The sequence below is a fragment of the Cupriavidus necator genome, assembly GCF_016127575.1.
Lineage (GTDB): Bacteria > Pseudomonadota > Gammaproteobacteria > Burkholderiales > Burkholderiaceae > Cupriavidus > Cupriavidus necator_D.
Map to the genome: position 1 here is coordinate 1,015,070 of NZ_CP066018.1, position 13,658 is coordinate 1,028,727.

Sequence of the window (13,658 nt, forward strand, 5' to 3'; positions counted from 1 at the left end):
CGCCGCAATACAACTGGGTTTTCTCCTAGAACCCCACTTCAGGGCAATCACTGCGCACGGCGTCCGGATACGACAACGCGGTCTCCGGCGCTTGCCGGAGACCGCGTCTGACGGTCATGAGCCATGGGGAGCGTGACGATTATTGCATTGCACCATGGCAGTGCCTTATCCCGTTTCCCGTGCCCGGATCAGGGATACAGGCCGCGCATCTCGCGCGCCTGCAGGATCCGCGTACAGGCCACGATAAACGCCGCCGTGCGCAGCGTCACCTTGTTGTCCTGTGCCACTTGCCAGATTGCCCGGAAGGCTTCTTGCATGATCCGTACCAGGCGCTGGTTGATTTCTTCCTCGGTCCAGAAAAAGCTGGAGAAATCCTGCACCCATTCGAAGTAGGACACGGTCACGCCGCCGGCGTTGGCGATCACGTCGGGACAGACCAGGATATTGCGCTCGCGCAGGATATCGTCGGCTTGCGGCGTGGTCGGGCCGTTGGCGCCTTCAATCACCAGCTTTGCCGTGATCTTGGGCGCGTTCTGCACCGTGATCTGGCCTTCCAGCGCGGCCGGGATCAGGATGTCGCAGTCGACTTCCCAGAACTGCTCGGTGCGCAGGACTTCGCCGCGGAAGCCTTCGATGGTGCCGCTGTGCGAGGCGTATTCCATCATCGCCGGCACGTCCAGGCCGGCCGGGTCGAACAGCGTGGTGCGGTGGTCCTGCACCGCCACCACCTTGGCGCCGGCCTCATGGAACAGCTTGGCCGCCACCGCGCCCACGTTGCCGAAGCCCTGCACCGCCACGCGCGCGCCCTTGATCTCCAGGCCGATATTGCGCGCGGCCTCGGAGCCGACCACGAACACGCCGCGGCCGGTGGCTTCGTGGCGGCCGAGCGAGCCGCCCAGCGAGATCGGCTTGCCGGTCACCACGCCGGTGGCCGTGCTGCCGGAGTTCATCGAGTACGTGTCCATCATCCAGGCCATGACCTGGGCGTTGGTGTTCACGTCCGGCGCCGGAATATCCTTGCTCGGCCCGATGATGATGTTGATTTCGCTGGTGTAGCGGCGCGTCAGGCGTTCCAGCTCGGCGTGCGAGAGCGTGCGCGGATCGACGCGGATGCCGCCCTTGGCACCGCCGTAGGGCACGTTGACCGCGGCATTCTTCACCGACATCCAGGCCGACAGCGCCATCACCTCGGACAGGGTCACGTCCTGGTGGAAGCGCACGCCGCCCTTGCCCGGGCCGCGCGACAGGTTGTGCTGCACCCGATAGCCCTCGAAATGGGCAATGGTGCCGTTATCCAGTTCGATGGGAACGTCGACGATCATCGCGCGCTTGGGGCGCTTGAGGGTTTCGACCCAGCGTGCCAGCGAGCCCAGGTAAGGCGTGACACGGTCGACCTGCTGCAGGTAGATGCCCCAGGGGCCGAGATGGTCGGCATTGAGGTAAGACGGGAGTGCGTGCTTTTGGCCAGCAATATTGGTCGGTGCTGCGGAAGACATCGGTTGGTTCCGGTGTGAAGAATGCCCGCAAGCTTAGGGCTGGCGCCCCGCCCGAATCCAATGCCGTTTGCTCATCCGGTCATGCAAAACCTGCATAACGTTGTCATCTGGCGGAAACCGGGGAGCCGGCCGGCTGGGCGGACTGGGCCGCCGACAAGGTCGACCACACCTGGTCGACCAGCTGGCGCTTGCGCCGTGCCCCGGCGCGGCGTTCGTTGCCGTTCTCGCCCGGGCGCTCGCGGTACAGGCGGATTTCCATGTCGATCGACAACGGCAGCCCGCGCGCCGACTCGGCCCGCACCAGCCGGCCCGCGGCCACGTCCTCGCGCACCGCGCTTTCGGGCAGGAAGGCCATGCCGTGGCCGGCCAGCGCCATCACCTTGAGCGCCTCGGCCATGTCGGTCTCGTAGCATTTGTCGAGCTTGAGCGCCTCGGAGGTGTCGGCCAGCAGCAGGTCGACCATGCGGCCGAGGAAGGCGTTGGGCGTGTAGCTGAGGAAGGGCACTGGCTTCTTGTCGGTGCCGGGCAGCCGGAATTGCGGCTTGCCGGCAGCGTCCGGCACGCTGTAGGGCGACAGCCGCTCGGTACCAAGTACCAGCATGTCGTACCGGGCCGGATCCAGCTGGATCGCCTGGCGCGCGTGGTGGTAGACCATCACCAGGTCGCAGCCGCCCTCCACCAGCATCAGCACCGCGTCGTGGACGTTGAGCGCGCGCAGCCGGCACGGCAGCGTGCCGATCCTGCGCTCCAGCGCCTTGAGCCATTCCGGGAAGAAGGTCAGCGACAGCGTATGCGGCACCGCGAACTCCAGCACCTGGGCGTTGGCCGAGCGCTGGCCGCGCATCAGCGCACGGGTCTCGCTGACCTGCGCCAGCATGGCCAGCGCCTGCTCGTAGAACACCTTGCCGGCCGGGGTCAGGCTGGTGGGGTAGCTCGAGCGGTCGATCAGCTCGGTGCCGACCCACGCCTCCAGCGACTGGATGCGGCGCGAGAACGCCGGCTGCGTGACGTGGCGCAGCTCGGCCGAGCGCGAGAAGCTGTGCGTCTCGGCCAGGCTGACGAAGTCTTCAAGCCATTTGATTTCCATGACGCGGATTATCCACCCGCGCCCGGGCCTCCGTCACCTGTCCGGCGGCAAGCCGTCAGCCACGATGCGCCCAGCCGGTCATGCGCTTCTCGACCACCGCAAACAGCTCGTACATCGCCATCGCCATCACCGCGATCACCACCAGCCCGGCAAAGGCCAGCGGCATCTTCATGGCCGAGCCGGCCGACACCAGCAGGTAGCCGATGCCCTCGTTGGCGGCGTTCATCTCCGACACCGTGGTGCCGACAAAGGCCAGCGTGATTGCCACCTTCAGCGAGGCGAAGAAATACGGCATGGCGCGCGGCAGACCGACCTTGAACAACACGTCGCGCCGTTTGGCGCCGAGCACGCGCAGCACGTCCTCCAGTTCCGGCTCCAGCGTGGCCAGCCCGGTGGCGATATTGACCATGATCGGGAAGAACGAGATCAGGAACGCGGTCAGGATGGCCGGACCCGCGCCCAGGCCGAACCACACCACCAGGATCGGCACGAAGGCGGCCTTGGGCAGCGCGTTGAAGGCCGTCATCAGCGGATAGCTGGCGGCATAGAGCAGCCGTGACGAGCCCATTGCCAGCCCCAGCAGCACGCCCACGGCGATGGCCACGCCGAAGCCCACCATGGTGGTCCAGAAGGTGCGCCACGCATGGCCGGCGATCACGTCGGCATATTCCACCAGCGAGGCCACGATCGCCGATGGTGTCGGCAGGATAAAGTCGGACACGCCGAAGGCCATGCACGCGCCCTGCCACAGCAGCAGCACCGCGGCCAGCAGCAGCCAGGGCGCCACGCGCTGCACGCGGCGCTCCTGCGCGGAAGTGAGAGTCATCATGGTAGCTTTGCCTCAGTGTTGGCGCACATGGCCGATCTTCTCGCGCAGCATGTGCACCAGGTCGGCAAATGGCTCGGTATAGGTCAGTTCCAGGTCGCGCGGGCGCGGCAGGTCGATCTCCTTGCGCATCAGGATGCGGCCCGGGCGCTGGCTCATCACGTAGACGGTGTCGGCCAGGAACACGGCCTCGCGCAGGTCGTGCGTGACCAGGATCACGTTGAAGCGCTGCGCCTGCCACAGGTCGCGCAGCACGCACCAGAGCTCCTCGCGCGTAAAGGCGTCGAGCGCGCCGAAGGGCTCGTCCAGCAGCAGCATGCGCGGCTCGTGGACCAGCGCGCGGCAGATCGAGGCGCGCTGCTGCATGCCGCCGGACAGCTGCCACGGGTACTTGTCCTCGTAGCCGGCCAGGCCCACCGTATGCAGCAGCTTGCGCGAGCGCTCGACGTACTCGTCGCGACGTGCGCGCAGGGTGGAGCGATATGGTTCGACGATCTCCAGCGGCAGCATCACGTTGTCCAGCGTGGTGCGCCACGGCAGCAGCGTGGGCGCCTGGAAGGCCATGCCGACCTGCTTGAGCGGGCCGGTCACCTTCTCGCCGGCAATCCTCACGACGCCGCGCGTGGCCGCCTTGAGCCCGGTCGCCAGCTTCATGAAGGTGGACTTGCCGCAGCCGGACGGGCCGACGATGGCAATGAACTCGCCCGGCGCCACCTGCAGCGAGATGTCCTCGACCGCGAACTCGCCCTTGTGCGCGAGCTCGTCGTTATAGGCCAGCCAGACCCGGTTGAAATCGACAAAGGGTTCCGCGGCCGCGGGCGCGGCGCTCCCGCCGGAGGCGGGCATGAAGGCAGCCTGGCGCGTCATCATCGCAGCACATCCAGTTCGGCCGCGCTGGGCAGGAACGCGTCGGTCCACAGGGCATCGGGGTTGATGCGGCCCTTGGTGCCGAAGGCATCGGCCACCTGCGAGGCCATCAGCGACAGGCGCGGCTCGCTGACGCGCCCGAAGCCCTCGGCCTTCGCGTCCGGCGACTTGACCACGCTGTCCAGCGCCAGCTTGAGCCGGCGCACTTCCAGCTTCTCATCGATGATGCCGTCGCGCGCCTTGACCGCCTTGATGCCCTCTTCCGGCCGCGCGATCACGTCGCGCGCCGACTTGCTGAAGGCGCGCAGGAAGGCCTTCACCGCCTCGGGGTTCTTCTTCATGAAATCCTCGGAGGCGATCACCGCGTTGCCGTACAGCTTCACGCCGAACTGCGGGTACGGCAGCACCACGATGTCTTCATCCTTCACGCCGCGCGCGTTCAGGTTCAGGATCGATGTGAACGAGAACCCGGTGATGGCATCGAGGTCGCCGCGCGTGAGCATGGTCTCGCGCAGCGTCGGGTCCATTGCCTGCCAGTTGAACGAGGACGCCTGCAGGCCGTTGGCCCTGGCGAAGATCGGGAAGGCGCGGCGGCCGGCGTCGAACACCGGAGCACCCATGCGCTTGCCGGCGAGGTCCTTCGGCGCGCGGATGCCGGACTTCTTCAGCGCGAGGACGGCGGCGGGCGTGTTGTTGTAGACCATCATCACGGCCACCGGCTTGTTCTTCGCGTCGGGGTTGTTGCCGTAGAACTCCATCACCGACGACATATCGGCGAAGCCCATGTCGTACGTGCCCGAGGCCACGCGGTTGACCACGTTGCCCGAGCCGTTGCCGGCATCGATCGAGACGTCGAGCTTCTCGGCCTTGTAGTAGCCCTTCTGCTCGCCCAGCAGGAACAGCGCCGCCGGCCCTTCGAAGCGCCAGTCGAGCTGGAAGCGGACCTTGGTTGGTGCAGCCTGCGCGTGGGCCGCGCCGGCGAACTGTGTCGACAGCACCAGGCTGGTGCCGATCATCACGCCGAGCTTCAGCAGGCGGCGCCGTGCCGCAGTGCGGGACGCGCGCGTGCCGGTATGTTCATGGTTCTCGGCGGCAGCAGCGCAAACGCCGGGGGACGCTAGCGCAGCGTGGAAATGAGGCATTGAATCTCTCCGTTGATCGTGATCTCGGAGGGATTCGTCCGCAAGGGACGTGCCAGGTTTTTCAGCCCCGTTTCAGGGCGTGCCCGCAAGCGATTGCCGAACCAAAAGTGTGCGAGGCGATTGCCGCAGCGCCATCGTCGGCAATGATTGTCGACAATGCCCGCCGCCCCTTGGTGCACGCGGATACAGGAGAATGCAGTCCCGTCAGGCGTCCTGCGTGGCGTCGCCCACGTCGAGTGCCAGCGCATCCGCGCCCACGGCTTCGCCGCCCTTGGCGGCGGCGCGCGCCTGGATGTCCCACATCTCGGCGTAGCGGCCACGCGCGCGCATCAGCTCGGCATGGGTGCCGCGCTCGACGATGCGGCCGTGGTCCATCACCAGGATCTGGTCGGCATGCACGACGGTGGACAGCCGGTGCGCGATCAGCAGCGTGGTGCGGTTCTGCGCCAGCCGCATCAGCTCGGCCTGGATCGCCTGCTCGGTGCGTGAATCCAGCGCCGAGGTGGCTTCGTCGAAGACCAGCACCGGCGGGTCCTTCAGCAGCGTGCGCGCGATCGCCACGCGCTGCTTCTCGCCGCCGGACAGCTTCAGGCCACGCTCGCCCACCGGGGTGTCGTACCCCTGCGGCAGCTCGCGGATGAAGCTGTCGATCTGCGCGGCGCGCGCGGCGGCGATGACCTCGTCGCGGCTGGCGTCTGGCCGGCCGTAGGCGATGTTGTAGAAGATGCTGTCGTTGAACAACACCGTGTCCTGCGGCACGATGCCGATGGCGCGGCGCAGGCTGTCCTGCGTGATCGCGCGGATGTCCTGGCCGTCGATCTCGATGGCGCCGCCGTTGACGTCGTAGAAGCGGAACAACAGCCGCGCCAGCGTCGACTTGCCCGAGCCGCTGTGCCCGACCACCGCGGTGGTGGTGCCCGCCGCGATGGTGAAATCCACGCCATCCAGGATCAGCCGGTCCGGCTCATAGCTGAAGCGCACGTCGCGGAAACGCACCTGCGCGCCGCTGACCTGCAGCGGCTGCGCGCCGGGCGCGTCGGCCACCTCCTGGTTGGTGCCCAGCAGCACGAACATGCGGTCCATGTCGGTGGTGGCCTGCTTGATCTCGCGGTAGATCACGCCGAGGAAGTTCAGCGGGATATAGAGCTGGATCATCAGGGTGTTGACCAGCACCAGGTCGCCCAGCGTGAGCTTGCCGTCGACCACGCCCACGGTGGCGCGCCACAGGATCAGGATCAGCCCCAGTGCGATGATGGTCTGCTGGCCGAAGTTCAGGAACGACAGCGAGTTCTGCGAGCGGATCGCCGCGGTGCGGTACTTGCGCAGGTTCTCGTCGTAGCGCTGCGCCTCGTACTCTTCATTGCCGAAGTACTTGACGGTCTCGAAGTTGAGCAGCGAATCGATCGCTTTCTGGTTGGCGCGCGAATCGAGCTCGTTCATGCGGCGGCGGAAATGCGTGCGCCATTCCGTCACCACGATGGTAAAGACGATATAGCCCACCAGCGCGCAGCCGGTGATGGCCGCGAACCAGATGTCGTAGTGCAGGATAAAGAAGCCGATCACCAGCCCCATCTCGACCAGCGTGGGCAGGATGCTGTACAGCGAGTACGAGATCAGCGACTGGATGCCGCGCGTGCCGCGCTCGATGTCGCGGCTCATGCCGCCGGTCTGCCGGTCCAGGTGGAAGCGCAGCGACAGCGCATGCAGGTGTCGGAACACCTGCAGCGCGATCTCGCGCACGGCGCTCTGCGTGACCTTGGAAAAGAGCATCTCCCGCAACTCGGTGAACAGTGTCGCCGACAGCCGCAGCAGCCCGTAGGCGACGATCAGCCCGACCGGCACGGCCAGCAGCGCGCGCGGATCGCCCGGCTGCAGGTTCATGCTGTCGATCAGCTGCTTCATCAGCACCGGCACGCCCAGGTTGGCCACCTTGGCGGACACCAGGCACGCCAGCGCCAGCATCACGCGCCACTTGTAGTGCCAGACATAGGGCAGCAGGTTGCGCACCGTCTGCCAGTCGCTGCGGGGCGCGCGCTGACCGGGAAAGAGCGTGTTTGAAGCAGGAGCGGGGGCCGGCTCGGCGGTCGTGGAATAGCGGCGCATACGTTAGAATTCGGGCCAATGCGCGATTGTCGCAGAGTTCGCATTACGTGGCAGGCGAAGGGTCTTTCGCCGCGCCCCGCCTCCTTCCGCAGTCCACCACACACCGTCATGAACGCTCCCCACACCGTCCCCGCCCTGCCCGCCGGCAAGAATCCCGCTCTGCGTGTGGTGCCCATGCCCGCCGACGCCAATGTGCACGGCGACGTGTTCGGTGGCTGGATCATGGCGCAGGTGGATATCGCCGGCTCGATCCCGGCGGTGGAACGCGCCCAGGGCCGCGTGGCCACCGTCGCGGTCAACTCCTTCCTGTTCAAGCATCCGGTGTTCGTTGGCGACCTGGTCAGCTTTTATGCGGACATCGTCAAGACCGGCCGTACCTCGATCACGGTGTCGGTCGAGGTCTACGCGCAACGGATGCGCCACAGCAATGAGATCGTCAAGGTGACGGAGGCCACGCTGACGTATGTGGCGACGGATGAATCGCGGCAGCCGCGGATGCTGCCGTCGGCTTGAAGGGATAAGCCAGCGCTTGCTGGCTGTTTTCTCCCCTCTCCCACGAGCGGGAGAGGGGAGAGAACAAGCGGGATTGGACAGACGTGGGCCTTACTCGAACTTCGTAAAATCCGGCTTGCGCTTCTGGAAGAAGGCAGCAAACGCCTCTTTCGCCTCCGGCGCCACCAGCATCCTGCGGAACACCGCGCCCTCGTCGGCCATCTGCTTTTCCACCACCGCCACATCGCCCGCCTTCATCAGCCGCTTGGTCTCGCGCAGTGACGACGCCGGCAGGGCCGCCAGCTTGCGCGCCTGCTCCAACGCAAAGTCGTGCAGCTCGGCCACCGGCAGCACCCGCGTCACCAGCCCGATCTCCAGCGCCTCCTGCGCGCTGAAGGCTTCGCCCAGCAGCAGCTTCTCGGCCGCGCGCTGGTAGCCGACCAGCCGCGGCAGCAGCAGGCTCGAGGCGGCCTCCGGGCACAGGCCCAGCTGCACGAACGGCAGCGACAACTTGGCCGTATCGGACGCATAGACCAGGTCGCAATGCAGCAGCATGGTGGTGCCCACCCCGACCGCGGCACCGCTGACGGCTGCCACGACCGGCTTGGTGGCGTGGCTGATCTGGTAGAGGAACTGGAACACCGGCGCCTGCTCCGCGCCTTCGCCGGCGGTGGGCGGGCGCTGCATGAAGTCTTCCAGGTCGTTGCCGGCGGTAAAGATCTCGGGCTTGCCGCGCAGCAGGATGGCGCGCACGTTGCGGTCGGTCTCGGCCGCGCGCAGCGCGTCGGCCATGGCCTGGTACATCGCCGCGGTGATGGCGTTTTTCTTGTCGATGCGGTCGAACTCGATGGTCAGGATGCCCTGCTCGATGCCGGTGCGGATGCTCATGGTGTCCTCATCTGTGGATGCATTGCTGGGTTTATTCAAAAGGCGGCGGCGATTCGGAAAGATAGCTCAGCCCGAACGCGCGCGCGCCGACATTCAGCGCCACCGTCAGGCTCATCGGCGCCAGCATCAGTGCCACGCCCTGTCCGCGCGCGGTGCGCTCCAGCGACTGGAACGCCGGCATCTCGCGCACGTCATCGAGCGGGCCGGCATAGCAGACCGAGATCGCCGGCACCATCAGGTCGCCGCCGCGGATGCACTGCTCGGCATGCTGCAGCACGCGGCGCGCACCCTCCTCGGAGCCGCGCGCCCTGGCAATGGCCTCGGTGTGCCCGCGGTGCATGCGCACCACCGGGCGGATATTGAAGGCGCTGCCCATCACATAGCGCCCCCAGGTAATGCTGCCCTCGCCCTTCTGGCGCGCGCGCGTGTACATGTAGAGCAGCTCGTCGGGCACCAGGAACATATGGGCGGCATCGCGCAGGCGCGTCTCGACCGCTTCCCGCACCGCCTGCGGGCTGGCGCCGGCGGCGGCCATGCGCGCGGCTTCGCGCACGATCAGCGCCTGGCCCGGCCCGATCGCGCCGGTGTCGACCACGGTCAGGTCGAACAGGCCCGTGCGCCCGGCTTCCTTGCGCAGGCGCACGCTGCGCGCCACGGTGCCGATCACCGCGCCGGTGGCATGCGCATACAGCTTGCTGCGCGAACTGGCAATGGTGAAGAGGATGGCGCGGTCGCAGTGGGCCACCACGTTGCGCAGCAGGTGTTCTTCCAGCTCGCGCTCGAGCAGCGGGATCGATTCGGCGTAGTGGTCCTGGCGGCCGATCAGGTATTGCTGGTAGAGCGTGGGCAGCGCGTCTTCATCGCGCGTATCGGCGACAAAGTGTTCGCCCGCGCGGATGCGGAACGGAATCGTGTGGACCTTCAGCTGGGCCATGACGTCGCGCGGCAGATCGCACGCGGCATCGGCCAGGATGGCTGTCTCCTGCATATTATTGTCTCCTCCCTACCTGGTGACCCGCGTCGCGGGCGGCAGCCCCCGGTTACTGCTTTCTTCACCTGATGCAGAAGGGCGGGACAGTCCCGAGGGACCGTCCCGCAGGCGCGTTCAGACGCGCTCGAAGATACCTGCGGCGCCCATGCCCGTGCCAACGCACATGGTCACCATGCCGTACTTCAGGTTGTGACGGCGCAGCGCGTGCACCACCGTGGCCGAACGGATCGCACCGGTGGCACCGAGCGGGTGGCCCAGCGCAATCGCGCCGCCCATGCGGTTGACCTTGGCCGGATCCAGCTGCAGGTCGCGCATCACCGCCAGCGACTGCGCGGCAAAGGCCTCGTTCAGTTCGATCCAGTCAAGCTGGTCCTGGGTCAGGCCCGCAGCCTTCAGCGCCGCCGGAATCGCTTCCTTGGGGCCGATGCCCATGATCTCGGGCGGCACGCCGCGCACCGCGAACGAGACGAAGCGCGCCAGCGGCACCAGGTTGAACTGCTTGAGGATCTTTTCCGAGACCAGGATCAGCGCGCCGGCGCCGTCGGAGGTCTGCGAGCTGTTGCCGGCGGTGACGCTGCCCTTGTTGGCAAACACCGGGCGCAGCTTGCCCAGGCCTTCCAGCGAGGTCTCCGGGCGCGGGCCTTCGTCCAGCGAGATCGTGCGCGACTTCACGTTCACCTGGCCGCTGGCGAGGTCCGGGAAGCGCTCGACGATCTCGATCGGCGTGATCTCGTCCTTGAACTCGCCGGCCTGCTGCGCCGCGATGGCCTTCTGGTGCGAGGCCAGCGAGAACGCATCCTGGTCCTCGCGGCTGACCTGCCATTGCTGCGCCACCTTCTCGGCGGTCAGGCCCATGCCGTAGGCGATGCCCACGTTCTCGTCGCGGGTGAAGATCTCCGGCGACATCGACGGCGAGTTGCCCATCATCGGCACCATGCTCATCGATTCCACGCCGGCGGCGATCATCACGTCGGACTCGCCCACGCGGATGCGGTCGGCAGCCATCGCCACCGCGCTCACGCCCGAGGCGCAGAAGCGGTTGACGGTGATGCCGCCCACGGTATTGGGCAGGCCCGACAGCAGCGCACCGATGCGCGCCACGTTCAGGCCCTGCTGCGCCTCAGGAATCGCGCAGCCGACGATGGCGTCTTCGATCAGCTTCGGGTCCAGGTCCGGCACCTGCGCCACGGCAGCCTTCAGGATGGTTGCCAGCAGGTCGTCCGGGCGCGTGTTCTTGAACGCGCCCTTCGGGGCCTTGCCGATCGGCGAGCGGGTGGCCGCAACGATATATGCGTCTTGCAGTTGTTTCATGATGTCGGTTCCTCGCTTGCCCTGTTAGTTACGCACCGGCTTGCCGGTCTGCAGCATGCCCATGATGCGCTCCTGCGTCTTGCCGGTGCCGAGCAGGTCGACAAAGGCCTTGCGCTCCAGCGCCAGCAGCCAGTCCTCGCTCACCAGCGAGCCGGCCTCGACGTCGCCGCCGCACACCGCCTCGGCGATGCGGCTGGCGATCAGGAAGTCGTGCGTCGAGATAAAGCCGCCGTCGCGCATATTGACCAGCGATGCCTTGATGGTGGCAATGCCCGAGCGGCCGGCCACCGGGACCAGCGTCGGCAGCGGCGCGCGGTAGCCGGCGCTGGCCAGCGCGCGCACTTCGTTCTGCGCCACGTACAGCAGCTCGTGCACGTTGAAGACGATCTTGTCGGACGGCTGCAGGTAGCCCATCTGGCGCGCTTCCAGCGCCGAGGCCGAGACCTTGGCCATGGCCGCGCTCTGGAAGCGGCTGGTCAGGAACTGCAGGATGTTGGTGCTGCCCGCGGCCTGCGCCGCGCGCGCGGCCGCCAGCGCGGCTTCCTTCAGGCCGCCGCCGGCCGGCACCAGGCCCACGCCCACTTCGACCAGGCCGATATACGTCTCCAGCGCGGCCACGCGCGAAGCCGAATGCAGCATCAGCTCGCAGCCGCCGCCCAGCGCAATGCCGGACGCCGCGGACACCACCGGCACCGAGGCGTACTTCACGCGCATCATGCCGTCCTGGAACCTCTTCACGAACGGTTCGATGCCCTTGGCGCCGCCCATCATGAAGGCGGGCATGGCCGCTTCCAGGTTGGCGCCGGCGGAGAACGGGCCACCCGGTGCGCCCAGCTGCAGCGAAGTCGGCTGCCACACCACCAGCCCCTTGTAGCCGGCTTCGGCCAGGTCGATGGCGCGGGTCAGGCCGTCGATCACGTCCGGCCCGATGGTGTTCATCTTGCTCTTGAACGAGACCACCAGCACGTCGTCCTGGCCTTCGCTCACCCAGATGCGCACGGCGTCGTTCTCTTCGACGGTGCGGCCGGCCTTGCGCGGATCGGCCGCGGCAGTGCCCTTGATCGCGGCACGGAATGCCTGGCGCTGGTACACCGGCAGCTTGCTGCGCGCGACGAAGGACTGCGTCGCCGGCGACCACGAACCGGCAGCGGCGTGCACGCCCTGGTTCTCTGCCACCGGGCCCTCGAATACCCATGCCGGCAGCGGCGCGGCCGACAGCGCCTTGCCGGCTTCCACGTCTTCCTTGACCCACTCGGCCACCTGCTTCCAGCCGGCCGACTGCCAGTCTTCGAACGGACCCGAGTTCCAGCCGAAGCCCCAGCGGATCGCCAGGTCGATGTCGGCGGCGGAGCCTGCGATCTGCTCCAGGTAGACGGCGATGTAGTGGAACACGTCGCGGAACACCGCCCACAGGAACTGCGCCTGCGGGTTGGTCGACTCGCGCAGCAGCTTGATGCGCTCGGCCGCATCCTTCTTCAGCATGCGCACCACGATCTCGTCGGCCTTCTTGCCGGCATCGACGTACTGGCCGGTCTTGGCGTCGAGCACCTTGATGGCCTTGCCTTCCTTCTTGTAGAAGCCGGCACCGGTCTTCTGGCCCAGCGCGCCCGCGTCGACCAGGCCCTTGAGTACGGCCGGGGTCTTGTACACCGGCGCGAACGGGTCGTCGTGCAGGGTGTCCTGCATGGTCTTGATCACGTGCGCCATGGTGTCCAGGCCGACCACGTCCGCGGTGCGGAAGGTGGCGGACTTGGCGCGGCCCAGCTTGGAGCCGGTCAGGTCATCGACCACGTCGAACGGGATGCCGAACTTCTCGGCTTCGGCAAACACGGCCAGGATCGAGAAGATGCCGACGCGGTTGGCGATGAAGTTGGGCGTGTCCTTGGCGCGTACCACGCCCTTGCCGAGCGTGGTGGTCAGGAAGGCTTCCAGCTGGTCGAGGATCTGCGGCTGCGTGGTCGCGGTCGGGATCAGTTCCACCAGGTGCATGTAGCGCGGCGGGTTGAAGAAGTGCACGCCGCAGAAGCGCGACTTCAGGTCCGCATCAAACCCGTCGGACAGCGCTGTGATCGACAGGCCCGAGGTGTTGGTCGCGAAGATCGCGTGCGAGGCCAGGTGCGGCGCGACCTTCTTGTACAGGTCGTGCTTCCAGTCCATGCGCTCGGCGATCGCCTCGATCACCAGGTCGCATTCCTTGAGCAGCGCGATGTCGTCCTCGTAGTTGGCCGCCTGGATCAGGCCGGCCTCTTCCTTGATGCCCAGCGGCGCGGGCGAGAGCTTCTTCAGGTTCTCGATGGCGCGCAGCGCGATGCCGTTCTTGGGGCCTTCCTTGGCGGGAAGGTCGAACAGCACCACCGGCACGCGCGCATTGATCAGGTGGGCGGCGATCTGCGCCCCCATGACGCCGGCACCCAGCACGGCGACCTTCTTGACGATGAAATTGGACATGCTCGCT

At 67.1% G+C, this 13,658-nt stretch carries 11 protein-coding genes; 1 reads left to right on the plus strand and 10 read right to left on the minus strand.

The window, feature by feature from the left end; all coding sequences use genetic code 11:
• Positions 1-188: 188 nt before the first annotated feature.
• The 6 genes from I6H87_RS04685 to I6H87_RS04710 form a co-directional block, all read right to left on the minus strand.
• Positions 189-1,496, minus strand: a complete 1,308-nt coding sequence (locus I6H87_RS04685) for a Glu/Leu/Phe/Val family dehydrogenase (RefSeq protein WP_010813918.1) — start codon at positions 1,494-1,496, stop codon at positions 189-191.
• Between the two features lie 103 nt (positions 1,497-1,599).
• Complete coding sequence (locus I6H87_RS04690; protein WP_011614535.1) at positions 1,600-2,583, minus strand: LysR substrate-binding domain-containing protein; 984 nt, start codon at positions 2,581-2,583, stop codon at positions 1,600-1,602.
• Between the two features lie 55 nt (positions 2,584-2,638).
• Positions 2,639-3,412, minus strand: coding sequence for an ABC transporter permease (locus tag I6H87_RS04695; RefSeq protein WP_010813920.1), 774 nt, complete (start codon positions 3,410-3,412; stop codon positions 2,639-2,641).
• 12 nt (positions 3,413-3,424) lie between these two features.
• Positions 3,425-4,279 carry an ABC transporter ATP-binding protein gene (locus I6H87_RS04700; protein WP_011614534.1) on the minus strand — a complete coding sequence of 285 codons (855 nt, stop codon included), beginning with the start codon at positions 4,277-4,279 and terminating at the stop codon, positions 3,425-3,427.
• Positions 4,276-5,418, minus strand: coding sequence for an ABC transporter substrate-binding protein (locus I6H87_RS04705; RefSeq protein WP_011614533.1), 1,143 nt, complete (start codon positions 5,416-5,418; stop codon positions 4,276-4,278). Before I6H87_RS04705 ends, I6H87_RS04700 begins: the two co-directional genes overlap by 4 nt.
• Before the next feature lie 204 nt (positions 5,419-5,622).
• Complete coding sequence (locus tag I6H87_RS04710) at positions 5,623-7,521, minus strand: ABCB family ABC transporter ATP-binding protein/permease (RefSeq protein ID WP_011614532.1); 1,899 nt, start codon at positions 7,519-7,521, stop codon at positions 5,623-5,625.
• A 108-nt stretch (positions 7,522-7,629) separates the two neighbouring features.
• Between I6H87_RS04710 and I6H87_RS04715 the strand changes: the two genes are divergently transcribed.
• A complete protein-coding gene (locus I6H87_RS04715) occupies positions 7,630-8,034 on the plus strand; it encodes an acyl-CoA thioesterase (protein WP_037025319.1) in 405 nt (134 codons plus the stop codon).
• Between the two features lie 90 nt (positions 8,035-8,124).
• On the opposite strand, the gene I6H87_RS04720 is transcribed toward I6H87_RS04715, so the two are convergent.
• The 4 genes from I6H87_RS04720 to I6H87_RS04735 form a co-directional block, all read right to left on the minus strand.
• Entirely contained in the window at positions 8,125-8,901 is a 777-nt protein-coding gene (locus I6H87_RS04720; protein ID WP_011614531.1) for an enoyl-CoA hydratase, read from the minus strand.
• A gap of 31 nt (positions 8,902-8,932) precedes the next feature.
• On the minus strand, positions 8,933-9,889 hold the full coding sequence (locus tag I6H87_RS04725; RefSeq protein WP_011614530.1) for a DegV family protein: 957 nt from the start codon (positions 9,887-9,889) through the stop codon (positions 8,933-8,935).
• Positions 9,890-10,006: 117 nt separating this feature from the next.
• Positions 10,007-11,206 carry an acetyl-CoA C-acyltransferase gene (locus I6H87_RS04730; RefSeq protein ID WP_037025321.1) on the minus strand — a complete coding sequence of 400 codons (1,200 nt, stop codon included), beginning with the start codon at positions 11,204-11,206 and terminating at the stop codon, positions 10,007-10,009.
• A gap of 21 nt (positions 11,207-11,227) precedes the next feature.
• Positions 11,228-13,651 (minus strand): 3-hydroxyacyl-CoA dehydrogenase/enoyl-CoA hydratase family protein, encoded by a 2,424-nt coding sequence (locus tag I6H87_RS04735; RefSeq protein WP_011614529.1) that lies wholly within the window; start codon positions 13,649-13,651, stop codon positions 11,228-11,230.
• Positions 13,652-13,658: the final 7 nt, after the last annotated feature.